At 68.5% G+C, this 24,327-nt stretch carries 21 protein-coding genes; 5 read left to right on the top strand and 16 right to left on the bottom strand.

The window, feature by feature from the left end:
- Positions 1-7: 7 nt before the first annotated feature.
- The 5 genes from AC1RVY_RS10105 to AC1RVY_RS10085 all read right to left on the bottom strand — a co-directional run bounded on the left by AC1RVY_RS10105 (position 8) and on the right by AC1RVY_RS10085 (position 6,501).
- Positions 8-1,468, bottom strand: coding sequence for a leucine-rich repeat domain-containing protein (locus AC1RVY_RS10105; protein ID WP_369642287.1), 1,461 nt, complete (start codon positions 1,466-1,468; stop codon positions 8-10).
- A 48-nt stretch (positions 1,469-1,516) separates the two neighbouring features.
- Positions 1,517-3,703 carry an AAA family ATPase gene (locus tag AC1RVY_RS10100; protein ID WP_492806470.1) on the bottom strand — a complete coding sequence of 729 codons (2,187 nt, stop codon included), beginning with the start codon at positions 3,701-3,703 and terminating at the stop codon, positions 1,517-1,519.
- Entirely contained in the window at positions 3,700-4,938 is a 1,239-nt protein-coding gene (locus tag AC1RVY_RS10095) for a hypothetical protein (protein WP_218294315.1), read from the bottom strand. Before AC1RVY_RS10095 ends, AC1RVY_RS10100 begins: the two co-directional genes overlap by 4 nt.
- Before the next feature lie 154 nt (positions 4,939-5,092).
- The gene (locus tag AC1RVY_RS10090; protein WP_218294314.1) at positions 5,093-5,572 is read right to left on the bottom strand and encodes a hypothetical protein; all 480 of its coding nucleotides are present in this window, start codon (positions 5,570-5,572) and stop codon (positions 5,093-5,095) included.
- A 20-nt stretch (positions 5,573-5,592) separates the two neighbouring features.
- Complete coding sequence (locus AC1RVY_RS10085; protein ID WP_492806468.1) at positions 5,593-6,501, bottom strand: hypothetical protein; 909 nt, start codon at positions 6,499-6,501, stop codon at positions 5,593-5,595.
- Between the two features lie 359 nt (positions 6,502-6,860).
- On the opposite strand from AC1RVY_RS10085, the gene AC1RVY_RS10080 reads away from it, so the two are divergent.
- Positions 6,861-7,862, top strand: a complete 1,002-nt coding sequence (locus tag AC1RVY_RS10080; RefSeq protein WP_492806466.1) for a PhnD/SsuA/transferrin family substrate-binding protein — start codon at positions 6,861-6,863, stop codon at positions 7,860-7,862.
- 29 nt (positions 7,863-7,891) lie between these two features.
- On the opposite strand, the gene leuD is transcribed toward AC1RVY_RS10080, so the two are convergent.
- The 4 genes from leuD to AC1RVY_RS10060 are packed head-to-tail and all read right to left on the bottom strand — an operon-like array spanning position 7,892 to position 11,953.
- Positions 7,892-8,560: a 3-isopropylmalate dehydratase small subunit gene (gene leuD, locus AC1RVY_RS10075; RefSeq protein WP_492806465.1), complete on the bottom strand. Its 669-nt coding sequence runs from the start codon at positions 8,558-8,560 to the stop codon at positions 7,892-7,894.
- A complete protein-coding gene (gene leuC, locus AC1RVY_RS10070; RefSeq protein WP_492806463.1) occupies positions 8,557-9,975 on the bottom strand; it encodes a 3-isopropylmalate dehydratase large subunit in 1,419 nt (472 codons plus the stop codon). The genes leuD and leuC overlap by 4 nt, the downstream gene beginning before the upstream one ends.
- A gap of 33 nt (positions 9,976-10,008) precedes the next feature.
- The gene (locus AC1RVY_RS10065) at positions 10,009-10,914 is read right to left on the bottom strand and encodes an alpha/beta fold hydrolase (protein ID WP_218294309.1); all 906 of its coding nucleotides are present in this window, start codon (positions 10,912-10,914) and stop codon (positions 10,009-10,011) included.
- Between the two features lie 25 nt (positions 10,915-10,939).
- On the bottom strand, positions 10,940-11,953 hold the full coding sequence (locus tag AC1RVY_RS10060; RefSeq protein ID WP_492806461.1) for a tripartite tricarboxylate transporter substrate binding protein: 1,014 nt from the start codon (positions 11,951-11,953) through the stop codon (positions 10,940-10,942).
- A gap of 112 nt (positions 11,954-12,065) precedes the next feature.
- Between AC1RVY_RS10060 and AC1RVY_RS10055 the strand changes: the two genes are divergently transcribed.
- Positions 12,066-12,992, top strand: a complete 927-nt coding sequence (locus AC1RVY_RS10055) for a LysR family transcriptional regulator (protein WP_369643891.1) — start codon at positions 12,066-12,068, stop codon at positions 12,990-12,992.
- Between the two features lie 104 nt (positions 12,993-13,096).
- On the opposite strand, the gene AC1RVY_RS10050 is transcribed toward AC1RVY_RS10055, so the two are convergent.
- The 3 genes from AC1RVY_RS10050 to AC1RVY_RS10040 form a co-directional block, all read right to left on the bottom strand.
- Entirely contained in the window at positions 13,097-14,257 is a 1,161-nt protein-coding gene (locus tag AC1RVY_RS10050) for a DUF4382 domain-containing protein (RefSeq protein ID WP_218294307.1), read from the bottom strand.
- A 214-nt stretch (positions 14,258-14,471) separates the two neighbouring features.
- Entirely contained in the window at positions 14,472-15,101 is a 630-nt protein-coding gene (locus tag AC1RVY_RS10045; protein ID WP_492806459.1) for a hypothetical protein, read from the bottom strand.
- A gap of 88 nt (positions 15,102-15,189) precedes the next feature.
- Positions 15,190-15,747, bottom strand: a complete 558-nt coding sequence (locus tag AC1RVY_RS10040; protein WP_218294305.1) for a DUF1003 domain-containing protein — start codon at positions 15,745-15,747, stop codon at positions 15,190-15,192.
- Positions 15,748-15,997: 250 nt separating this feature from the next.
- Here AC1RVY_RS10040 and AC1RVY_RS10035 point away from each other — a divergent pair, with 250 nt between their 5' ends.
- On the top strand, positions 15,998-16,594 hold the full coding sequence (locus AC1RVY_RS10035) for a lipocalin family protein (RefSeq protein WP_218294304.1): 597 nt from the start codon (positions 15,998-16,000) through the stop codon (positions 16,592-16,594).
- Positions 16,595-16,774: 180 nt separating this feature from the next.
- Here the strand turns inward: AC1RVY_RS10035 and AC1RVY_RS10030 are convergent, their stop codons facing one another.
- The 4 genes from AC1RVY_RS10030 to AC1RVY_RS10015 are packed head-to-tail and all read right to left on the bottom strand — an operon-like array spanning position 16,775 to position 22,425.
- Positions 16,775-18,451, bottom strand: a complete 1,677-nt coding sequence (locus AC1RVY_RS10030) for an ABC transporter ATP-binding protein (RefSeq protein WP_492806457.1) — start codon at positions 18,449-18,451, stop codon at positions 16,775-16,777.
- Positions 18,448-19,494, bottom strand: a complete 1,047-nt coding sequence (locus AC1RVY_RS10025) for an ABC transporter permease (protein WP_218294303.1) — start codon at positions 19,492-19,494, stop codon at positions 18,448-18,450. The genes AC1RVY_RS10030 and AC1RVY_RS10025 overlap by 4 nt, the downstream gene beginning before the upstream one ends.
- Positions 19,495-19,542: 48 nt before the next feature.
- Positions 19,543-20,574 (bottom strand): microcin C ABC transporter permease YejB, encoded by a 1,032-nt coding sequence (locus AC1RVY_RS10020; RefSeq protein WP_218294302.1) that lies wholly within the window; start codon positions 20,572-20,574, stop codon positions 19,543-19,545.
- A 42-nt stretch (positions 20,575-20,616) separates the two neighbouring features.
- Positions 20,617-22,425, bottom strand: a complete 1,809-nt coding sequence (locus AC1RVY_RS10015) for an extracellular solute-binding protein (RefSeq protein WP_218294301.1) — start codon at positions 22,423-22,425, stop codon at positions 20,617-20,619.
- Positions 22,426-22,539: 114 nt separating this feature from the next.
- On the opposite strand from AC1RVY_RS10015, the gene fabI reads away from it, so the two are divergent.
- Together fabI and AC1RVY_RS10005 are read left to right on the top strand one after the other, a co-directional pair.
- Positions 22,540-23,340 carry an enoyl-ACP reductase FabI gene (fabI, locus tag AC1RVY_RS10010; protein WP_218294300.1) on the top strand — a complete coding sequence of 267 codons (801 nt, stop codon included), beginning with the start codon at positions 22,540-22,542 and terminating at the stop codon, positions 23,338-23,340.
- 76 nt (positions 23,341-23,416) lie between these two features.
- Positions 23,417-24,265: a DNA ligase gene (locus AC1RVY_RS10005; protein WP_492806455.1), complete on the top strand. Its 849-nt coding sequence runs from the start codon at positions 23,417-23,419 to the stop codon at positions 24,263-24,265.
- Positions 24,266-24,327 lie beyond the last annotated feature (62 nt).

The raw sequence follows: 24,327 nt of genomic DNA, 5'->3' as shown, positions 1-24,327 counted from the left end.
GGAAACCTCAGGGTTGGGAGGAGACGCAAGAGCGCACAGCCGCACGCGCCGCCACGGGTTCGGCCTTTTTCTTTTCGAGCTTTTTCAAGGTGGCCAAGCAGGCCTCGGCCACATCGGGCCGCGCTTCGGCCGCGACGTCAAATCGGCTGGTCAGCAGGGCCGCGTCTGCCCGGGTGCCCAGCTGCCCAATGGCCTTGAAGGTCTTTTTCATGAACGCCGCATCGCCACCCAGGATGCGCTCTTCAAGGCGCAGCAGGTCGATGAGTGGCTCCACCAGCGCGGGCGACTGCGTCTTGCCCACTACGTCGAGCAGCCATTTGTACAGGTCCAGGTGGAGTTGCGAAAAGCTCTCGCGTTGTGCGAAGAAGGCCTGGAACAGGCCGGCAAATACCGGGCTGGCCACCTGCTGCAGGATGCGCGCCAGCGTGAAGTGCTCTTGCTTGAACTTACCAGCGTAGAACTCCGGGTCGTGCACGTAGCCCTGGGCCAGCAGAGCATCAAATGCACGGGCCAGCGGCAGCACTAGCCGCTCGCCGTGGGCGCTGACCACATCCACCAACTGCTCCCGCACGGACACGTAGTGCGGCCTCAGTCCGTGAGCCACCATGGCCTCGAAAGCGCCCGGCGCGGGATGCTCCAGCGCGCCACGCATCATCTCGGCATCTGCGTGCCCGTGAACCAGATTCGAAAACGCCCTGCCCAGCAGCGCTGGCGAGGTGATGGCATACAGCTGCGGCCAGTCCTTGGCCTCCATCAGCCGCGCCACACGCCAGGACTCGGCGCTCTCGGCGTCTTGCTCGAAAGGGGTCTCGGGCAGCTCCAGCTTCAGTGACTCACACTCGCAGGCCAGCGCATTGTCCACATGCAAGCGCTGAAAGCGGCGCCCCGCCAGCGGCGCCAGGGTGCTCAGGCGGTTGTCGTCCGCCCACAGCCGCTCCAGCGCCGTACAGGCGGCGAGGGGCGAGAGGTCGGCCACCTGGTTGCCATTGATGTGCAGTTCCTTGAGCGTGGCGTAGCTGGCCGCAAACCCCACCTCGGCGATGCGGTTGTGCGACAGGTACAGGCTTTCCAGCTTCGGCAGATCCAGGCCCGCTGGAAAGGCCCTGAGCTTGTTGTTCCACAGGAACAGAGTTTCGATCTGCAGGCCGTTCAACGCCTCGAAGTCCTGGAAGTCGCAGTGCGCGATGAGTAGCGACTGCAGGCGTGGCAGAGCCCCCAGCGCCTGCAGGTTGCTGAACCGCACGTGCTCCAGTCTCAGGCGCCGCAGCCCCGCGATATGCGCCAGGCGCGACAGGTCCACCGGCTGCGGGGTGCGGTTGCTGCGCAGGTCGATCTCCAGCACATCGTCACAGCCCGCGATCTGGTCGAGATCGGCGTCGGTGAATTTTTCCAGATGCAGGCCGTCCGCATGGTTCAGCACACGGATGGGGCCGTAGAGGCGGTTGGTCCACTTGAGTTTGGTGGTCATAGGCTTGTGTAGCAAAGGCGGTGGCGATGTGCACGGCGGAAGCGGCCGTCACCCACGCGCCAGCACGGCCAGCTCCTGGCGCAGCAACAGCTCCACCTCCGTGGGCTCGAACTGGTCTTTCAGCAGCGGAATGGCAAAGCGGTACGCGGCATCCTGCTTGCGCAGCACATAGGCCAGCTGCAGGCGTGCCAGCGACTGGCGCAGCGCCTGCGCGTCGGCCGTGATGCCGTGGCCTTGCAGCAGCTGGGCCAGGGCCACCAGGCTGGTCTGCCCGGCCTGGGCCGTGTGGTAGACCACCACGCGGTCCAGGCGGCAGGCGGCCTCGTCCTGGCTCAGGCGCCCCCAGCCGGCCAGCGCGTCCTGCACGGGCTGCGAGGCCAGGGCCTGCGCGAGGTGGCGCGCCTCGATGGCGCGCTCGCCGGGTTGCAGGGCCTCCAGGCATTCCTGGCACAGGATGGCCACGAGGTTGGCGCGCTGGCCGCTGGCGTCCACGAGCTTTTCCACCAGCGTGTCGCTGCCAAAACCCAGGCGCAGGCGGCGCAGCGGCTCGGTGGCCAGCTCGCGGCAGGCGGCGCGCTCCAGCCCGCCGATGGCCAGCACCTCGCCAAAGTTGCGCAGGGGGCTTTGGTAGTCGAGCACGGCGGTGGCGTACAGGTCCCAGAAGCCCGCCAGCATGAACCAGCAGCGCCCCTCCTCGCTGAGCGCGCGCAGCGTGGACAACTGGGCGTAGCCGCTGTTCGACTCGTCGCGGAAAAAGAGGTCGGCTTCGTCGATCAGCAAATACAGGCGCTTGCCCGCGTACTGCGCCTGCAGGTGGTCCACGATGGCTTCGAGCGGCGTGTCGGCCGGCAGGCCGAACTGCAGCGCCATGCGCGGCGCCAGGCGGTGGTCGCGCAGCGAGACGTAGTGGCACACGGTGTGCGGGTGGCCCTGCAGGCGGCGCTGCACTGCCTTGAGCAGGCTGCTCTTGCCCAGCTGGCGCCCGCCCACCACCAGGTAGTTGGCGGGTTCGCGGTTGACCACGCGGGCCAGCAGCTGGGCGCGGCCGAAGAAGGAGCCCTCCCGCGTCACGCCACCGCGCGTCTGGTACGGCGAGATGCGGGTGATGCGCAGCTGCGCGGCCAGCAGGCGCAGCAGCACCTGCAGGGCCTCGCCGCCCACCAGCCATTCGGTCTGGCTGGCGCTGTCCACCATCACGTGCAGGTTGGCGCGGTCATCGGCATGGGCCTGCAGCAGGGGCATCGGCGCGTCCACGCTGTGCCCGCTCAGGATCAGCAGCACGTCGCTGCCGGTCTGCGCGGCGCGCAGCTGGCGCAGCACGGCGGCCTCGTCCACGCCGGGCGTGGGCACGAAGACCAGGCAGCGGTCCAGCGACACGGGCAGGTCCGGCGGGAACTGCCACTCGAACACCAGCCCCGGCAGCGCCCAGTCGGTGCTGGGCTGGCTGCGGGCGGAAACCCGCTCGGCCATCGCGCGCGCGAGGCCCCCCGCACCCTCTGCCGCGCCGGGCTGCGCGCACAGCACCGCGCGGCGCCAGTCCACCGGGCGGATGTCGGCCGCGAGCAGCGTGGACTCCCGCCGCCCGGTCCAGCCCAGCAGCCGGTCCAGACGGGGCAGCCGCGCAAGCGGGGTGCGGCGAAGGCGCGCAGGCTGCAGCTGCGAAGGCCCGAGCAGGGGGTGGCGCGCGACCCAGACCACCGCGCCCACGGCGAAGATGGCGGCGCACCAGTAGATGAGCTTGCGCAGGCCTTCGAACGGGTCGCGCTCGGACGGCGGCACGGGCGTGAAGTCGTCGGCCTGCCCCTCCAGGCAGTTGATGGGCAGATAGCCCAGGGGAATGGGCGGGCGCCCGGGGCGGCAGCTCCAGGTGGTCGTGCCGGGCTTGAGCTCCACCACCACCTGGGTGCCCGCGAGCTTGCCCAGTTCGGGGTTGTGGGCGATGTCGGCCTGCAGCACGTAGGGCCGGGGCGACGTGACGCGCAACTGCGGGTTGCCGATGCGCGGCGCATGTGTGCGGATGTCCTCGGGCCAGGCGTCCAGCTCGTTGTGCGCCTGCATCATCGCCACGCGCCACTGCACCAGCTCGCCCCAGACGATGCCCGCGTTCTCGGCCCCCAGCACGGAGCCGCGCGTGGCCGGGTTGAGCTTGGGCGTGAGCAGCGCGCTGCCCACGAACAGCGTGATGGCCGCGATCACCACCGCGCGGACCACGGACCTGGACAGCAGCGGGCTCATGCGGCCGACGAACACGAGTCCAGCACCATGAGGCCCGCGTCGCGGATGGTGGGGCTGCGCCAGTGCAGCCGCGCGGCCTCGCCCGTGCCGCGCACATGGATGAGGTTGCCCCAGAACAGGCGGCGCAGCTCGTCGTCCTGCAGGTAGGGGCGCGCGCGGCCCAGCTCATCGGCCTGCAGCAGCTGCGCCAGCCGTTGCCGGGTGGCCGGTGCCTGCGCGAGGGGCAGCAGGGTCTGCCACAGGCGCGGGCTGCTGGCCAGGTGGGTGCGCAGCGCGGCGCGGTCTGCCTGCGCGCCCTGCAGGCCGCCGCCCGCTCCCTGGTCCACCAGCCACTGCAGGCCTTCCTCGAACAGCGCGGGGTGTCCACCGCTGATCTCCTGCAGGGCCGCCAGCACCGGCTGGGGCCAGGCCTGCTCGGGCCAGCGGTGGCGCGCCAGCTGGGTGAGGTCTTCCAGCGACGGATCGGGCCAGTGGTTGACCTGCGCGATGTTGAGCAGCGACAGGTCGCCGCTGCGGTATTTGAGGTCGGCCAGCGCCTCGCCGCCGCACAGCAGCAGGTGCAGCCGTCCGCTGTGCATCTCGCTCAGGCTGCGCAGGATGCCCGCCAGGGTTTCGCGCAGTTCGGGGGTGCCCTGCTCGAAACGGCTGACCAGGCAGAACAGGCGCTCGCCCGCCAGCAGGCGGCGCTCCAGCGCGGATTCGAATTCGTAGTCGGACGCCACATCGCCGAGCCCGCACTGGCGGCCAATGGCGGCGAAGTACTCGGCCGGCACGGTGCTCACGCTGTAGGGCGGCTGGATGTGCAGCACCGCGCCTTCGCCGTACTGCGCCTTGGCGCGCTGCAGCAGCTCTTGCCTGAACGGCGGCTGGCCCCAGTGGGCGGGCGACAGCAGCAGCGAGATGGGATACGGCACGGCCTGCGCCAGCTGGGCAAACAGCCGGTCCTGGAAGGCAGCGAAGGGCTGCGCCGCGCCCGCCGACTCGGCCTGCAGCGGAAACTCGGGCTCGAAGCCGGCGGCGCTGAGCAGGCGGTTGGCCTCGGTTTCCGTCAGGCGCAGGTAGCGGGTGCAGGCCACCAGTTTTTCTCGCGAGCGGGGGTTGGGCGCCGACAGGCCGTTGCGCCAGTTGTTCACGGCCTCGCGGCTCAGGCCGATCTCGGTGGCCACGCCGGAGGCGCTGGCGCGAATGCGCCGCATGTAGAGCGAGAGAAGCTCCGGAAAGGAATCGTGGGCCATGGCTGTGGGGGTGGGCACTCTGCGCGCCGCGCGGTGAGAGGGCTTTGGAAAGAACACAAACGAAAAGAAGTCGGTGGCTGGCTGGCACGGATTGTGATGCGTGCCGGTGCCGTCCAGCACCCGGCACCTTCCGGCGTTGCCCGCGCAGGCCGCGCTACCAGAGCGCCTGCACCAGGGGCCAGGCCTTGTAGCAACCCAGGCCACAAGCCGCGAGCACCGGGCTGTAGAGCACCAGGGCCCCCAGCACCGCCGTCAGCCAGCCGGTTTCATCCTCCTCGTTTTCGGTCTGCTTTTTCTTTTCCTCTCCCCCCTCCCCCTTGACTGTGTCGAGCGTGGCGGCCTTCTCCGCATCGTCCCCGGGTGCGTCGCCCGTGATCTCCTGCACCAGCATCACCAGCACCACCAGCAGCGAGACACCCAGCACGCCCAGGTAGCCGTACCGCAGCCACGGGCTGTCCAGCGGATAGAAATACGCGGCCAGCACCACGGCGGGCAGCAGGAAGAAGGCGTGCATCTGAAGCCGGTACCAATGGATGCCATCGTCCTTCTTTTCCAGCGCGCCCATCACGAGCTTGTAGGTGATCGCGCCCAGCACGAAGATCAGCCCGCCCCACCATTCGATCTGTGTCAGCATTTTGTGTGTCTCCCTCGGATTCAATGGCTGGACTTGCTGGCGTTGCCGCCCTGCGGCGCTTCGCCACCACGGCCCTCGCTCTCGCCGCCATCTTCGCTGTCGTCGTCGGCGTCTTTGTCCGGGTCGCCGTCCCCGTGGAGGTCCTTGTACTCGCTCAGCATGTAGTACAGCGGCAGCACGATGGCCAGCACCAGGCCCAGCCCCAGCCAGAGCCACAGGCCCTTGAATAGCAGCACGGTGACCACCGTGAACGCGATGGCCTGCAGCAGCCCCTTGAAGCCGGCGCGCAGCAGCAGCACCGCGATCAGTCCCTGAACGGGAGAGGTGCCGGTCTTGTGCATTTCCTTGGCCATGTCGATGAAGGCCTGCGCGGCTTCCTCGCCCTTCTTCCTGCGCTCGGCCTCCTGCTTGCGCAGCTTGGACACTGAGACCGGCTTGCCCGGGTCCTTGGAGTGGGCGTGGGCATCTTCCTCGTCGGGCCCTTCGCCAGCCTCACCGGCAGCCACGGGTTCGTCCACGGGCTCCACCACCGCGCGCCACTGCGGGTTGGCCTCGAAGAACGCCTTGCGCGAGACCCACAGGCCCTTGTCGAAGTGCATGCGCTCGGTTTCGCCCACCTGGTCGTAGAACACCTCCAGCACCGCCGACTGCAGGCCGTGGGCAAACAGTGTTTCGAGCGCCCGCAAGGGAAGGTCGTCGTGCGTGCCGGTGTCAAAGCGCAGCAGCAGGTGGGTGCGTTGGGCCAGGACCTCCTGGTTGAACCACTGTTCGTCCCACAGCGCCGCCAGATCCGCGCCCCCCAGTTTCTGGGCCCAGCGCTGCGCCTGTTCGGTATTGCCGGCGGCCAGGTACTGGTAGACCAGCTGGCCGGTCTTGAGCTTGATCGCGTCTTCGAAGAACAGGTGCAGGGTGTGTGCGTTTTGCGACATGGTGCGGCGGTAGGGAGAGTGGGTTCGCGGTGGAAGTACACGAATTGTTACCGGCTTCGCGGGCACCGTCCCTCTCGGCGTTGTCCATTGCCCGGGCCCTGGCACTTGACGCCATGTCAACCACCGTCCTTCAGCGGCACGGCCGTTGGATGGATGCGGTGGGCACCGCGCGCCTCCACGGTTCCAGCACCCGCCGCTTGCCTTGGCGCGCGGGAGCTTCATGCATACTCGACGGCCAGCCCGCCGCGCGGCCGGGCAGCGCCGCGCGGCACGCCACGGGCAGGCCCGCAACCCGTGCGTGGCCCCGGCAGGTTGGCCTGCGGGCCACCACCATCACAAAACCCTGAGGGAGATTCACCATGCGTTCTCACGCACGCTCTGGCGCGCTTTTGCTCTGCGCCACCTTCACGCTCGGCCCCGTTGCCGCCCAGACGGACAGCGCCGCCACACCCCAGGCCCGCGCCGCCGCTGTCCGCGCCGCAGCCACGGCCCCATCCCCCGCCTTCAGCGGGACGCGCGAGAAGCTGGTGGTGGCCATGCCCAAGACCTACGCCAAGAGCGAAACCATGCTGCTGTGGGGCGACTACTTCAATCATCTGGCGCGCTGCGGCAACATCGACCTGCAGAACCTGCAGGGCGAGTCGCTGGAACGCAGCACCAACATCGACGTGCTGGGGGAGAAGGACCTCATCGACAGCCTGGTCGCCGGCAAGGCCCAGCTGGCCCAGGTGAACCCCGGCCTGGTGCCGCAGCTGGTGGCCGCCGGCCAGCCCGCGCCGTTTGGCGTGCCGGGCAACAAGGCCAGCGGGCAGCGCAACTCGTACAAGCTGATCCTGATTGCGCGCGTGGACAGCCCGTTCACCAAGCCGCAGGACCTGGTGGGCAAGAAGATCGCGCACACCACGCCCACATCCAACTCCGGCAACCTGGCGCCGCGCGCGCTGTTCCCGGCCATTGGCCTGGTGCCGGACCAGAACTACGAGGTGGTGTTCTCCAACGGCCACGAGCGCTCGGTGACGGGTGTGATGCACGGCTTCTACCCCGCCGCCGCCGTGGCCAGCGACCTGTACCAGCGCATGGTGGTCAAGGGCGATGTGAAGGGTTCGAGCATCCGCACGCTGTGGGAAAGCCCGCCGTTCATGACCGAAACCTGGACCCTGGGCAAGGACGTGTCGCCCGAGGTGCAGGCGCGCGTGAAGAAATGCTCGTACAGCTACAGCTTCTCGCCCAAGCTGCGCCAGCTGCTGCCGGGCAACGACACCTTCTTGCCCATCAACTTCGAGCGCGACTTCGCCACGGTGATGGAGGTCTACAACAAGACCGCGAAGGCGGCGCAGGCCGGCAAGCCCGCCGCCAAGTAGGTGCCCCGCAGCGCCAAGGCGCTGGCGGTTCAGGCCTGCGCGGAGGCGGCCCCAAGCCGCTCGCGCGTGCGCCGCGCGACATCCTTCACCCAGGGCTGCGCGGCCCAGTGCCGCTGGGCAAAGGCATCGATCTGCGCCTGGTAGGTGAGCGAAGCTCCAATCACATCCAGCCCGTCGAGGAACATGCGCCGGTGCCGCTCGGAGATGGTGAACGGTGCGCTGTGCCCTGCCGTGCGCACCTGGCGCTGTTCCACATCGATCTCCATGGCCAAGGGACCGTTAGTGGCACGGGCCTCGCGCATGAAGGCCTGGGCATCGGCCTCGGTCACCATGGCCAGCAGCAGGCGGTTGTTCATGGCGTTGGAGTAGAAAATCTCGCCAAAGCTCGACGCCACCACGGCCTGGAAGCCGTACTGCTGCATGCCCCACACGGCATGCTCGCGGCTGGAGCCGCAGCCGTAATTGCTGCCGGCCAGCAGCACATCGGTGCCGGCAAACGCCGGCTGGTTGAGCACGAAGTCCTCGCGCGGTTGCCCGGCGCCGTCAAAGCGCAGGTCGTACAGCAGGCCCGGCGCCAGGCCCGCCTTGTCGATGCCGCGCAGGAACTGCTTGGGCATGATCTGGTCGGTATCGAGGTTGGCGATGTCGAGCAGGGCCGCCTGGCCGCGCACGGTGCTGTGGTTGTGGTCGGCGCTCATGCGGTCACCTCCAGGGTTCTTACGTCGGTGATGCAGCCCGTGACGGCGGCGGCGGCGGCCATGGCCGGGCTCATCAGGTGGGTGATGGCGCCACGGCCCTGGCGGCCCTCGAAATTGCGGTTGGTGGTGGAGGCGCAGCGCTGGCCGGGGGCCAGCACGTCGTCGTTCATGGCCAGGCACATGGAGCAGCCGGGCTGGCGCCATTCGAAGCCGGCGGCCATCAGGCGCGCGGCGATGCCCTCGGCCTCGGCCTGGGCCTTCACGGCGCCCGAGCCGGGCACGACCATGGCGCGCACGCCGCTGGCCACATGGCGGCTGCCGACGATGCGGTCCACCTCGCGCAGGTCCTCGATGCGCGCATTGGTGCACGAGCCGATGAACACATGCTGCACGGGCACACCCGCCAGCGGCTGCCCTGCCGCCAGGGCCGTGTAGCGCAGGGCCTGCTCGGCGCTGCTGCGCTGCACGGCGTCGGTGATGTCCTCGGGCCGGGGCACGGTGGCGTTGATGGCCATGGCCTGGTCGGGGCTGGTGCCCCAGGTGACGAAGGGGGCCACGGCGCTGGCGTCGAACACATGCTCCACGTCGAACACGGCGCCCGCGTCACTGCCCAGCGTGGCCCAGTGGGCCAGGGCCTGCGTGCGGACCTCGCCGGTGATGTCGGGGGCCTTGGCCAGCACGTAGTCGATGGCCGTGGCGTCGGGCGCGATCAGCGCGCCGCGCGCACCCGCCTCCACCGCCATGTTGCACAGCGTGAAGCGCGCCTCCACCGACAGGGCTTCGATGGCGCTGCCGCAGAACTCCACCACATAGCCGCGTGCGCCCTGCGCGCCGATGCGGCTGATGACCATGAGGATCAGGTCCTTGGCCGTGGTCCCCGTGGGCAGCGTGCCGTCCACGCGGATGCGCATGTCCTTGGCGAGGCGGTAGACCAGGGTCTGGGTGGCCAGCACGTGCTCCACTTCGGACGTGCCGATGCCGAAACCCAGCGCGCCCAGCGCGCCGTACGTGGTGGTGTGGCTGTCGCCGCAGATGATGACCATGCCCGGGCGCACCATGCCGTGCTCGGGCGCGATCACGTGCTCGATGCCCTGCAGCGGGTCGTTGGTGTCGAACAGCGGGATGCCGTGGCGGTCGCAGTTGGCCTTGAGGTTGCTGGCCTGCAGGGCCGAGGGCGGGTCCTGGATGGTGCGCCAGCGCACCGGGTGCGTGGGGATGATGTGGCTCACCACCGCCACGTTCTGCCCCGGCACGGGCACGCCGCGCCCGGCCTCGTGCAGGCCGGCGAAGGCCTGGGGGCTGGTGTATTCGTTCATCAGGTGCAGGTCGCAGAACAGCAGAACGTTCTGTTCGTCCAGAACGGCCACGGTGTGCGATGCCACCAGCTTTTGGTAGAGCGTTGAGGGAGTGGTCATGGTCAGCGTCGGGGGTTGTCGTTGGGTGCAGCCTTACCGGTCGGCCAGCAGGAAGGGCAGCGCCGCGTCGAGCAGCGCATCCGGCGCCTCCTCGGCGATGTAGTGGCCGCAAGGCAGTGCGTGGCCGCGCACGTCGGCCGCCACGCGCTGCCACTCGGCCAGGGGCGCAAAGCACTGGTGCACCACGCCCTGCTCGCCCCACAGGGCCAGGAGCGGCATGGCCAGCTGGCGGCCCGCGTCGCGATCGGCGCGGTCATGCACCAGGTCGATGCCGGCGGCGGCGCGGTAGTCCTCGCAGATGCCGTGGGCCGTACCGGGCAGGCCCAGGCAGCGCACGTACTCGGCCAGGGCCCGCGGGTCGAACGGGGCCAGGCCGGCGCTGCGCCGGCCCATCACGTCGCGCACATAGGCGGCGGGGTCGGCCTCGATCAGGCGCTCGGGCAGCGGCGCGGGCTGGATCAAAAAGAACCAGTGCCAGTAGGCACGCGCAAAGGCGTTGCTGGTCTGTTCGTACATGGTCAGCGTGGGGGCGATGTCCAGCAGCACCATGCGCAACACGGCGGCCGGGTGGTCGGCCGCCAGGCGGTGCGCCACGCGGGCGCCCCGGTCGTGGGCCAGCACGGTGAAGCGTGGGTGGCCCAGGTGCTGCATCACGGCCAGCATGTCGGCGGCCATGGTGCGCTTGCTGTAGAGGGCATGCTCGGCATCCCCAGCAGGTTTTGCGGAATCGCCATAGCCCCGCAAATCCGCCAGCACCAGCGTGAAGTGCCGGGCCAGCACCGGCGCCACCTTGTGCCAGATGGCCGAGGTCTGCGGGTGGCCGTGCAGCAGCAGCAGGGCCGGGCCCGTGCCGCCCACCAGCGCGTGGATGTGCTGGCCGTCGGGCGTGGGCACACGGTGGGGGGTGAAGCCGGGGAAAAGCGGGGTCGTCGTGGTCATGGTGTCGTTGAAATTGCGGCGGTGCCTATTCGGCGGTGATGCCCCGCTCCCTGATCAATTTGGCCCACTGCGGCATCTCTTTTTCGATCCGTGCGCGGGCCTGCTCGGGCGTCGATGGAATGGGGTCGAAACCGTCCTTGGCCATGCGCTCCTTGAGCGCCGGGGTGTTGAGCGCCTGGTTCAGGGTGGTGTTGAGTTTGTCGACGACCGGCTTGGGCGTGCCGGCCGGCGCGAACACGATGAACCAGGTTTCAAACGCGTAGCCAGGCAGGCCCGCCTCGGCAATGGTGGGCACGTCGGGCATGAGCGCCGAGCGCTTGGTACCGGTGACGCCCAGCGCCCTGAGCTTGCCCGCCTGCACGTGCGGCTGCGCGGCCGACAGCACCGGAAAGCTCAGCGCCACCTGGCCCGACATGGTGTCGATCATGGCCGGGCCGCCGCCGCGGTAGGGTATGTGCACGATGGGCGTGCCCGCCACGGCCTTGAACAACTCGGCCGACATGTGGAAGGTGCTGCCCGCGCCGGCCGAGCCATACGAGTACTTGCCCGGCTGCGCCTTGAGCAGCGCCACCAGTTCCTTGATGTTCTTGGCGGGCAAGGCGTTGTTGACCACCAGCACATGCTGCGAACTGGCCACCATGCCGATGGGCGCCAGATCCTTCAGGGTGTCGTAGGGCATCTTGGCCGAGAGGCTGGGGTTGATGGCCAGCGAGACGGTCTGCAGGCCGATGGTGTAGCCGTCCGGTGCGGCCTTGGCCACCATGTCCACACCGATATTGCCGCCCGCGCCGCCCTTGTTCTCGATGAACAGCGAGCCGCCCAGCGCCTTGCCCCATTCATCGGTGATGAGCCGCGCGGCGATGTCGGCGCTGCCGCCGGGCGCATAGGGGACCACGAGCTTGATGGCCTTGTTGGGAAAAGCCGCTGGCTGTGCCAGGGCCGCAGCGGGCGACAGCAGTGCCAGCGTGGCGGCGGCCGTTGCCGCCACAGCCAGCCGGCGGGGAAACAGGGACGGTGTCGGGGGGGTGGAATCGGTCATGGGTTGTCTCCTGCGGGTATTTGTTGTGGCTGGATCTTATGAGTGATGTTCAACGCCATAAATACCGTCAAAATCATTTCATTCATAAATTCAAAGCACGAATGAGGTACCCATGGACGGCTTTTCGGACCTGCGCTTCTTTGCCTTGCTTATGAAGGAAGGCAGCCTGGCCGCCGCCGCGCAGCAGATGGGCATCACCCCGCCCGCGGTCAGCCGGCGCCTGGCCCAGCTGGAGCACCGGCTGGGCGTGCGCCTTCTGCACCGCACCACACGGCGCATCCACCTCACACCCGAGGGCGAGACCTACCTGCTGGATGGTGCCCGCATCCTGGGCGACCTGGAGGCGCTGGAGCGCACGGTGGCCGGCGCGCGCAGCTCGCCGCGCGGGCTCATCAAGCTGGCGGCCACGCTGGGCTTTGGCCGCGTTCACATCGCGCCCGCCCTGTCGGCCTTCTCGCGCGCCTACCCCGAAGTGGAGGTGCAACTGCACCTGACCGACCGGCCCGTGAACCTGGTGGAACAGGGCCTGGATGCCGCCGTGCGCTTTGGCGACCTGCCCGACTCGCGCCTCACGGCCCGCAGGCTGATGGCCAACCGGCGCGTGCTGTGCGCGTCGCCGGCCTACCTGGCCCACGCGGGCGAGCCCGCCCAGCCCGCCGACCTGCTGGCCCACCTGTGCATCGTGATCCGCGAAAGCGATGAAACCTATGGCACCTGGCACCTGCACCAGGGCGGGCGGCAGGAAACGGTGAAGGTGCGCGGCATGCTCAGCACCAACGATGGCGCGGCCGCCACCACCTGGGCCCTGGAAGGCCACGGCGTGCTGATGCGCTCCGAGTGGGACGTGGCAGCCCACCTGGCCGCTGGCCGCCTGCGGCGCGTTCTGCCCGCCTGGGCCTTGCCCGCGGCGGACGTGACGCTGGTGTACCCCACCCGCAGCGACCTGTCGGCCAAGACGCGGGCGCTGGCGGATTTCCTGGCGGCCTGGTTTTCCGGCGACCGGAAGGACCTCGTGGCGCGGCCGGCCGGAGAGCCCTGACATCACCCCCCCCTGGCCGACAGGCGCCGAGACGCGCCCCCCGTCCTGAAAGGCCGCCCCGCTGCCATTCATCGCAGGCGGGGCGGTGCCCTCCGCCCGCGGTGTCAGGGGAAGGTGAAATCCGTGGTTTGCACGGCACCCTCCGTCAGGACAGGCAGTGCCTGCGTCTTGTCGGCAAAACCACCCAGGCGGGCCTGAACAGCGTAGCGCCCCGCCGCCGCGGAGTCCGCGGCAAACACCAGGCTGGTGCCCGGCGCGGCATAGGGGGCGACCCGCGGCGCGAGGGTAGGTACCGTGAAGCCGTAGGCCCCTGTCACCCCGTCAACGCCCCGGCCGGCCACTTCGATCGTGCCCCCCAACGACAAGGGCTGGAGCACCCGCACCATGGTGTCCACCGGGGCGGTGCCCTTCACCGTCGCGACCGGAGATGGCTGCAGGCTCAAAGGCGCGGCGCCCGCGCCCACGGAAGTCACTGTCTCGGCGGCCACCGGGACCCCCGTGACCACCGTGGTGGTGCGCCCCGCACCCACGACGACCAGCGTGTAGCTGCCCGGGGCCACCGGCTGGAGCAGGAACCTGCCCGCGCTGTCGGGTGTGGTGGCGCGCACCAGCTCACCGTTGAACTGCAGGGAGACGCTGGTGCCCGTGCCGGGTTCCACATAGCCCTGCACACCGGAAACGAAGCGCGGGATCACCGACACCACGGGTTTGAGAAGATACTGGCCCGAGGCGCCAGCGGCCACCACCGACTTGCAGGCATCGAAGTCCAGAACGAAGTCGGCCATCTGATTGGCGCCCACGTCGATATTCACATTCGTCTTGACGCCCGATTGCTGCCCGCTCGGCGTTTTCAGCGCGACTTCCGATGCGCCGGTGGGGACCACTGAATTGGCCAGCGGCTGGGCCCCTGTGTTGCTGGCCAGCACGAGCCGCAACTGCGTGTACTTTCCCGCGGGCAGCGGCACCTGCCCCAGCTCCATGAGCACACCGTTCGTCAGCGTCAGCAGGTCCACCCTGCGTGCCGGGTTCAGCACGATCTCGGACCAGCCCGCATCGTTGTCCGAGGCATTGCTGCTCTGGTGGACGCGCACTTTCTCGACCGTGACATTCACGGCGGAATAGCCGCAGCTGGGGGCATCCGTCATCGCCAGGCGCAACGTGCCATTTCCGCTGGTTTCGCCACCTCCACCACCGCCCCCGCAGGCGGCAAGGCTGGCGATGGACAGCGCACATAGGACGGTGCGCAGACAAGGATGTGTTTTCATGGGGTGGCCTCTTTGGTGAGATGTTGGCGGCTGCGGGACCAGGGGAGCATCCCGAAGAATGTGAAAAATTCACACAAACAACCTTAGAGGCATCCCGGCGCGTGTCTGTAGGACAACACCCAGACTTGGCGACGAGCGGCGCACGCTCTCCGCGCCGCTTTCCACCACATGCCCGCACCGTCCAGCGTTGGGCCACCCATCGGCCCACGGCCCCTCAGGCACCGTCCATCAGCGTGAGCGACCCGAACGGCATGTGGTGCATCAGCTCGCGCAGCACCAGCAGGGTGGCCGCGAATGCAGCGTGGGCGGGCAACCCCTCCTGCGAAGCCGGACGCCCCTGGGATACGGAGACAAGCCGGTTGAACACATGCTCCAGGGCATCGAGAGTGAGCATGCGCCGCGGCCCTGGCGCAATGCCCGCCAGGGTGGCGATCTCGTGCAGCGCCGGGTCTGCGGAACAAGGCGTGACCACCGCACCCTGCGGCACCCAGGGGCGATGGCGGACATGGGCGGCGTAGACCTCGTCCTCCACCCGCGCAATGGCGGTCTCCAGCTCGAAGGGGGTGGGAAGTACCCCGCGGAAAAAATCGCGCGCCGTCTTCTGGCTGCCCAGCGCCAGGGTCAGCACGACGGAGGGCAGCTGAGGATCCAGCCCCGTCGCCACCACGGTGTGCTCCGCCCCCATGTGCAGGGCGGTGGCCAGCTGCCCTGGCACGGCAAGGCCATGGACCCGGCGGTACAGCGACGCGATATCGACGTCCGCATCACCCCCCTGGGGCGACGGCGATGAAGCCACCGGCGGGGCCGGAGGGGGCGAAGGAGATGGCGGGGATGGTGGGGGCATGGACATTCCGCGGTGTGATGGGCAAGGAGCAGGAGGGCATGGCCCGGGCCCGCGTGGATGACGGGAAGTCGTTCGTGGATCCATCCCGTCACGGCCGCGCGGCCTGCGTGACAAATCGCTGGTGGATCTCCACAGTCAGTGCTTCGACGCGCAGCGTGAGCTGGCGCGTCTGTTCGGTCAACAGGGTGTTTTGCTGCAGCAGCTCCAGCACCTGCGCGGCATTCTGCGCGGCAATGGCTTGGCGTTGTTCGCTGGCGATGGCCAGCGCCTCGCGGTGCTGCGCATCCGCGTCGGCGTGGTGCTTGTCGCGCGCGGCCTGCCGCGTCTGGGCGAGCAGGATGAGCGGCGCGGCGTAGGCCGCCTGCAGGCTGAACGCAAGGTTGAGCAGGATGAACGGATAGGGATCGAACCTGGCGGCACCCAGCACGTTGATCAAGATCCACGCCGCCACGATCAGCGTCTGCGCACCGAGAAACAGCGGCGTGCCAAAGAACCGCGCAAAGGCCTCGGCCTGCAACGCAAACCGGTCCGTGCCGAAGGTAGGGGCCAGGTGCTCATGGCGCCGGTGAAAGCGCAAGGGGTCTACCCGGGGCGGGCCGTCTTCCAGGGGTGGGGCGTTGTGCGCAGGGTGGGGGTGGGCGGTCATGGGTGTTCCTCTCCGATCGGGGCGCATTCGCCAACAGGCAGCAAACAGGCAGAAGGCGCCTGGCCCCACTCTACGCCTGGACGACTGCCGCCGGTCCGTCAACGCCGCGCCGACAGGCGCTGCCAGCCTGCGCCTACACGCCGGGGCAGCCACCGTGCCTACAGTCGAACGCACAGACAACCGCCGCGCAGCGCATGCCCACAAAGCCCTGCAACGCACCCTCGAAAGCCGCCACCGCAGGAGCAATCCCATGCGCATCCACGCCATGCCTCGCCGCCACTCCCCCTGGTCCCTGGTGATCGGAGCCACCGCACTGATGGCGCTGCTGGCGCTCACGGCCTGCTCCACGCCACGCACGCCCGAAGGCATCCAGGCCGTGACCGGCTTCGATGTGGACCGCTACACCGGCCACTGGCACGAGGTGGCGCGCATCGACCACTCGTTCGAGCGCGGGCTCACCCAGACCAGCGCCACCTACAGCCGCAACCCCGACGACACCGTGAAGGTGGTGAACCGGGGGTACGACCCGGTGCGCAAGGAGTGGAAGGAGGCCGAGGGCACGGCAAGCTTCGTCGATGCGCCCACGCGCGCGGCGTTGAAGGTGTCGTTCTTCGGGCCGTTCTACGGCGGCTACAACGTGGTGGCGCTGGATGAGAACTACCAGTGGGCCATGGTGGTGGGCTCCAGCAAGGACTACCTGTGGATCCTGTCGCGCACCCCCACCCTGCCCTGGCATGTGCGCGAACACCTGATCGAGCGTGCGCAGTCCATGGGCATCGACGTGGGCCGCATCCTGTGGGCGCCGCCCGCCAGTGAACAGCACGCCAGGCGCGCAGTGATGACCTGAGGCAAGGCCAGGCGCTGCGGGCGTGGAGCCCGTGCGCCGGATGCCAGCACCTGGCCGCGGCGAAGCACCGCGATGCGATGTGGTGCGCCGCACCCAACCGGCATGAAGACTCTTTTTGCTACCAATTAAATAGCGCTTCGCGCTTTCACCAAAAGCGCCAGCGGCCATTTCGGACAGAAACTACTCCGCCCCGGGCACGGTGGCGGCGGCCACCAGGCGCTGGGTGTACGGGTGCCGGGGTGCGTCCAGCACCTCGTCCACGCTGCCGCTTTCCAGCACGGAGCCATCCTTCATCACCAGCACCTGGTGCGCCATGGCCCGGATCACGTCCACGTCGTGGGTGATGAGCAGGTAGCTCAGGCCCTTTTCTTTCTGCAGGCGCTGCAGCAGGCCCAGCACCTGCTGCTGGATGGTGACGTCGAGCGCGCTGGTGGGCTCGTCGAGCACGAGCACCTGCGGTTGCACGATGAGGGCGCGCGCGATGGCCAGGCGCTGGCGCTGCCCACCGGAGAATTCATGCGGGTAGCGCTCGAGCAGCCGCGGGTACTGGGCCTCGGCCAGGCCCACCTCGGCCAGCGCGGCCTCGACCCGGGCGCGCCTCTGGGCCACGCCCAGCGCGGGCTCATGCACCTTGAGGCCCTCGCCCACGATCTCTTCGACCGTCAGGCGCGGAGAGAGCGACGAGAACGGGTCCTGGAACACCACCTGCACGCGGCGGCGCAGCTGCTGGTTGGCGGGCGTGTTGCGCGTGGCGGGCTGCTGCCACGCCTGCCCGCCGACCTGCAGCTGGCCGGTGCAGGGCAGCAGGCCCAGGATGGCCTGCGCCAGCGTGGATTTGCCCGACCCGGATTCGCCCACCACGCCCAGCGTCTCTCCGGGCGGCAGCGCGAGCGTGGCGGCCTGCACGGCCACGAACTCGCCTTTCTGGAACCATCCCCGCAGGCCGGGGAGCGGCGTGGGGTACACCACGCGCAGGTCCCGCGTCTGGACCACCGGCGGCGTGCCCGCGGGGGAATCGGCGGGTGCCACGTCACGGCGCGGCTGGCTGGCGATCAGGCGGCGGGTGTAGGCATGCTGCGGCGCGCCGAACACCTCGGCCACGGACCCCTGCTCCACCAGCACGCCCTGCTCCATCACGGCCACGCGGTCCGCGAAGCGGCGCACCAGGTTGAGGTCGTGCGTGATCAGCAGCACCGCCATGCCGTTCTGCCGCTGCAGATCGGACAGCAGGTCCAGGATCTGGCCGCGCAGCGTGACGTCGAGCGCGGTGGTGGGTTCGTCGGCCAGCAGCAGCTGCGGCTCGCTGGCCAGGGCCATGGCGATCATGGCGCGCTGGCGCTGGCCGCCCGAGAGCTGGTGGGGAAAGCTGTTGGCGCGGCGCGCGGGCTCGGGAATGCCGGTCTTGGCCAGCAGCGCAACGGCGGCCTGCGCGCATTGCTCGCCCGTCAGGCCTTTCTTGAGCTGCAGGATCTCGGCGATCTGCGTGCCAATGGTCATCAGCGGGTTGAGCGCGGTCATCGGCTCCTGGAAGACCATGGCGATCTCGCCGCCGCGCACGCCCCGCATCTCGCGCTCCGTGAGCGCCAGCAGATCGCGCTGCCCCCGCAGCATGGCCTGGCCGGTGATGGCGGCATTGCCCGCCAGCCGCAGCAGGCTGAGCGCGGTGATGGTCTTGCCGGAGCCGGACTCGCCCACCAGCGCGAGTTTTTCGCCGGCTGCGATGGTGAAGCTGGCCCCGCGCACCACCTCCTTGGCGCCGAAGCGCACGTGCAGATCCCGCACGTCGAGCAGCGGGGCAGCGGGAGCGCCCCCGGGGGGCAGCGAGGACATGCCGGTGCCAGGCGTGGGGGCGATCATTGATCGGCCTTTCGGGGGTCGAGGGCGTCCCGCAGCGCATCGCCCATGAAGGTCAGCAGCAGCAAGGTGGTGACCAGCACGGCGAAGGTGGACAAGGAAATCCACCACGCGTCGATGCTGTTCTTGCCCTGGCTCAGCAGCTCGCCCAGCGACGGCGTGCCGGGCGGCACGCCCAGGCCCAGGAAGTCGAGCGAAGTGAGCGCGAGGATGGCCGCGCTCATGCGAAACGGCAGGAAGGTCACCACCGGGGTGAGGCTGTTGGGCAGGATGTGGCGCCAGATGATCTGCGCATTGCCCACGCCCAGGGCCCGCGCCGCCTTCACGTAGTCGAGCTGGCGGTTGCGCAGGAACTCGGCGCGCACGTAGTCCGACAGGCCCATCCAGCCAAACAGGGAGAGAAGGATGAGCAGCAGCGAGATGCTCGGGGCGAACACGGCGCTGAAGATGATGAGCAGGTACAGCTCGGGCATGGAGCCCCAGATTTCCATGAAGCGCTGGAACGCCAGATCGGTCTTGCCCCCAAAGAACCCCTGGATCGCCCCCGTGACCACCCCAAGCAGCACGCCCGTCACCGTGAGCGCCAGGCCGAACAGCACGCTCACGCGAAAGCCGTAGAGCAGCTGGGCCAGCAGGTCACGCCCCCGGTCGTCGGTGCCCAGCCAGTTGTCGCCGGTGGGCGCCGACGGGTTGGGCGACTTGGCGAAGTAGTTGAGCGTGTTGGGCCCGTACGGATTGAGGGTGTACAGCGCCCAGTTGCTGCCCTGGCTCAGCCGGTTCTTGATGAAGGGGTCCAGGTAGTCGGTGGGGGTCTCGAAGTCTCCGCCGAACGTGGTCTCGGGGTAGTCCTTGAGCATCGGAAAGTAGGTGTGCCCCTCGTAGCGCACGATGAGCGGCCTGTCGTTGCTGACCAGTTCGGCGCACAGGCTCAGCAGCACCAGGGCACTGAAGATCAACAGGCTCCAGTAGCCCAGGCGGTTGCGCCGAAAGCGCAGCCACGCGCGGCGCGCGGGAGAGAGCGAAGGCGATGGAGAGGCAGGGCTCATCAGGGCTGGCTGTTCGTTTGGTTCAAGCTGGCTGGGCGGGCTGGCGGGCTAGTCAAACTTCACGCGGGGGTCCACCCACACGTAGCACAGGTCGCTGACCAGCTTGGTCACCAGGCCGATCAGCGTGAACAGGTACAGCGTGCCCAGCACCACGGGGTAGTCGCGGCGGATGACGCTGTCGTAGCTGAGCAGGCCCAGCCCGTCGAGGGAGAACAGTGTCTCGATCAGGAGCGAGCCCGTGAAGAACGCACCGACGAACGCGGCCGGAAACCCGGTGATGATGGGGATGAGCGCGTTGCGAAACACGTGCTTCCACAGCACCTGCCGCTCCGACAGGCCCTTGGCGCGGGCCGTGAGCACGTACTGCTTGCGAATCTCTTCCAGGAACGCGTTCTTGGTGAGCATGGCCGTCACCGCGAAGCTGCCCAGCACCATGGCCGTGACGGGCAGCGTGATGTGCCACAGGTAGTCCACGATGCGCGCGCCCCAGGAAAGCTCGTCCCAGTTGGCCGAGGTCAGGCCCCTGAGCGGGAACCACTGCAGCTGCCCGCCAAAGATCACCAGCAGCGCCACACCCAGCACGAAGCCCGGAATGGCATAGCCCACGAGGATGATCAGCGTGGTCACGAGGTCGAACCGCGAGCCTGCCCGCACCGCCTTGGCCACACCCAGCGGCACGGCCACCAGGTAGCTGATGAAGAAGGTCCACAGGCCCAGACTGATGGAGACGGGGAGCTTTTCCTTCACCAGATCCCAGACGGCCTTGTTCTGGAAAAAGCTCTGGCCCAGGTCGAAGCGCGCAAACTGCCCCAGCATCTGCAGGAAACGCTCGTGCGCGGGCTTGTCGAAGCCGTACAGCGCCTTGATCTGCGCAAGCCGCTTGGGGTCCACGCCCTGGTCGCCCCGGTAGGCCATGCCGCCCGATTCCACGCCGCTCTTGCCCGCGGCCGTGCGCGCTTCGGCCAGGTACTGCTCCACCGGCCCCCCCGGCACGAACTGGATCACCGCGAAAGTCACGAGCAGCACCCCCAGCAGGGTGGGCAGCATCAGCAGCAGGCGTTTGGCGATGTAGGCGAGCATTGGATGGAAAGGGTGACTCTCAGGGCTGCGGCGGCTTCGGGGTCATGGCTTGAGGCTCCACCATGAGTACATGAGCCATTCCTCCGCCTTGGCATAGGGCGGCATCGGCTCCTTGTAGGCCAGGCGCTGCTGGTTGTACACCACGCGGTGCGAGGCCAGCGTCCACTGCGGTATGAGGTAGTGGCTGTGCATGATCACGCGGTCCAGCGCGCGGCAGGCGGGCAGCATCTCCGACTGGCTGCGCGCACGGGTCAGCGCCGTCACCAGGGCATCCACCGCAGGGCTCTTCACGCCCGCGTGGTTGCTGGAGCCTTCCACATCGGCCCCCTTGCTGCCGAACAGCTCCTTCATGGCCTGCCCCGGGTTGTAGGTGCCGGGGTAGTTCAGGCTGACCATGTCGTAGTCGAACTTGTCCATGCGCTGCAGGTACAGCGCAAAGTCCACCGACGAGAACCGCAGCGTGATGCCGAGCTTTTCCAGATTGCGCATCCAGGGGGTGACGGTCCGGGCCCCTGCTTCCTTGCTGTCCAGGTATTCGATCTCCATGGGATCGCCCTTGGCGTTGCGCAGGGCGCCGTCGCGGTACGTCCACCCCGCATCGGCCAGCAGCTGGCGGGCGCGGCGCAGGTTGTCGCGCAGCGAATGGCCGTCTCCCTCCGTCACGGGCGGCGTGTACATGGGGCCGAACACGGCGTCGGGCACCTTGCCGCGCCAGGGCTCCAGCAGGGCCAGCTCCTCAGGCCCCGGCGTACCCGTGGCTTCGCAGCTGGTGTTTCCGAACAGGTCCTTCACGCGCGGGTAGCCGCCATAGAACATCTGGCGGTTCATCCACTCGTAGTCGATGGCCAGGCCCAGCGCCTCGCGCACGCGGACGTCCTGGAGGATGGGGCGGCGCGTGTTGAGCACGTAGCTCTGGAACCCCGCGGGCAGCCTGTGCGCCATGTCTTTCTTGACCAGCACGCCCTGCTTGAAGAGCTTGCCATCGATGCGGCGGGCCCAGTCGCCCGCCGAATAGATGGTCATGAAATCGAACTCGCCGGCCTTCATGGCCTCCAGCCGCGCGGTGTTGTCCTTGTAGATCTTGACCGTGATGCGGTCGAAATTGAAGGCGCCGCGGTTGACGTTGAGGTTGCGGCCCCAGTACTGGGGATCGCGCTCGTAGGTGATGTCGCGGCCGAACTTCATCGGCCCGATGCGGTAGGGGCCGCTGCCAATGGGAATGTCGGTCACGATCTCGTCAAAGCGCTTGGCCTTGCCATCGGGCTGGCGCCCCCAGGCGCGGCTGAAGACCGGGATGCCCCCGGCGGTCAACGGCAGTTCGCGGTTGGGCTGCTTGAATCGAAAACGCACGGTGCGCGTGTCAAGCACGTCGACGCCCGCCACCTCCTGCAGCAGCGTGGCGTAGCTGGGCGACGCGTAGGGGCCGATCAGCGTGTCGTAGCTGTACTTGACGTCCGCGGCCTCGACGGGATCGCCGTTGTGAAAGCGCGCCTCGGGGCGCAGGCGGAACGTGGCGCTCAACCGGTCGTCGGCCACCTGCACGTCCTCGGCCAGCAGGCCATAGGCGGAGGCCGTCTCGTCCATGGAGCCTGTCAGCAAGGTCTCGAACAACAGGTCGCTCAGGTACGCGGGTACCGAGCCCTTCATGGTGAACGGGTTGTACTTGTCGAACGTGGAATAGCGCAGGTTGCTCACCATGCGCAGCTCGCCGCCCTTGGGGGCCGCGGGGTTCACATAGTCGAAATGCGCAAAACCCGCCGGGTACTTGAGGTCGCCCCACAGCGCGTACCCATGCGCGGCCCACGCCGGGACGGCACACCCCATCAGCAGAAAAGTCAGCCAGAACCGCATGCGACAATTCTGCACTACGCCGAAGGTGCCGCCGCGCAGGCTGTGGAGATTCCCCCGCAGGCCGCCAGGGCGCCACGGCCCACGCCAATTTCCGCATTCCACAGGAGAACAACAATGGGTTTTCTGACCGGCAAGAAGCTGCTCATCACGGGTGTGCTGTCCAACCGTTCCATCGCCTACGGCATCGCCAAGGCCTGCCACGCGCAGGGCGCCGAGCTGGCCTTCAGCTACGTGGGCGACCGCTTCAAGGACCGCATCACCGACTTTGCCGCCGAGTTCGACTCCAAGCTGATCTTTGACTGCGACGTGGGCAGCGACGAGCAGATCGAGCGCATGTTCGCGGACCTGGCCCAGGTGTGGCCCAAGTTCGACGGTTTCGTGCACAGCATCGGTTTCGCCCCCCGCGAGGCGATCGCCGGCAACTTCCTCGAGGGCCTCTCGCGCGAGGGCTTCCGCATCGCCCACGACATCAGCGCCTACAGCTTCCCGGCCATGGCCAAGGCCGCCCTGCCCTACCTGAACGACAAGTCGTCGCTGCTCACATTGAGCTACCTGGGCGCGCTGCGCACCATTCCCAACTACAACACCATGGGCCTGGCCAAGGCCAGCCTGGAAGCCTCCGTGCGCTACCTGGCCGAAGCCGTGGGCCGCACCGAGGACGGCCGCGCCATCCGCGCCAACGGCATCAGCGCCGGCCCCATCAAGACGCTGGCCGCCAGCGGCATCAAGGACTTCGGCAAGCTGCTCAGCCGCGTGGCCGACGCCTCGCCGCTGCGCCGCAATGTGACGATCGAAGACGTGGGCAATGTGGCGGCGTTCCTGCTGTCCGACCTGGCTTCGGGCATGACCGCCGAAATCACCTACGTGGACGGAGGCTTCAGCCAGACGGCCGGGCTGAGCGCCGACCAGGTCTGACCCGCCACGAAATACGAACCAGAATCCACGCTAGCGCTTGATGGCAAAGCGCAAGCCGCTACACATTCAATAGCACATGCGCCGCAGAAGCTGCCTGGCATGGCTGGCGTGGGCCACGGCCCTGCCCTGCGCCCGTGCGGCGGATGCGCCCGCGCTGCTGCTGGCCAATGTGTACCGGCCTGGCATGCCGTTGGCGGACTACTGGGTCAGCGAAAAATACGACGGTGTGCGCGGCTACTGGGACGGCCAGGTCTTGCGCACACGCGGCGGCGAGACGATTGCCGCCCCTGCCTGGTTCACCGCCGGGTGGCCCGATACCCCCATGGACGGCGAACTGTGGGCCGGGCGTGGCCGATTCAGCCAGGCGCAGTCCACCGCGCGGCAGCAGCAGCCCGATGACGCCGCCTGGCGCCAGATGCGGTTCATGGTGTTCGACCTGCCCCGGCACGGCAGCACATTCGATGAACGGCTCGCCGCGCTCAACGCCCTGGTCGCGGGCATCGGCCAGCCCTGGGTGCAGGCCGTGCCGCAACAGCGCGTGGCGAGCGACGCCGCCCTGCAGTCGCTGCTGCAGCGCACGGTGCGTGCGGGGGGCGAAGGCCTGATGCTGCACCGGGGCGCCTCGCTGTACCGGTCAGGACGCAGCGACGATCTGGTCAAGGTCAAGACCCACGAAGACACCGAGGCCCGCGTGGTCGCCCACCTGCCCGGCAAGGGCCGTCATGCCGGGCGCATGGGCGCGCTGCTGGTGGAGATGCCTTCGGGCCAGCGCTTCCGGCTGGGCGCAGGATTCACCGAAGCCGACCGCAGCCATCCACCGCCGGTGGGCAGCTGGGTGACCTACCGCTATCGCGGCACGCACGGGGGCGGGCTGCCCCGGTTTGCCAGCTTCGTGCGGGTACGCGAAGACATGCCCGCGCGCTGAGCAGGCACGTCTTGCGCGCATTTGCTATTGAAAATATAGCAATGAGCGCTTGTCATTCAAGC

This window comes from Acidovorax sp. GW821-FHT11A03, assembly GCF_058809075.1.
Note: the sequence above shows the minus strand (reverse complement) of the source record. Positions and strands in the feature narration are given on the sequence as shown.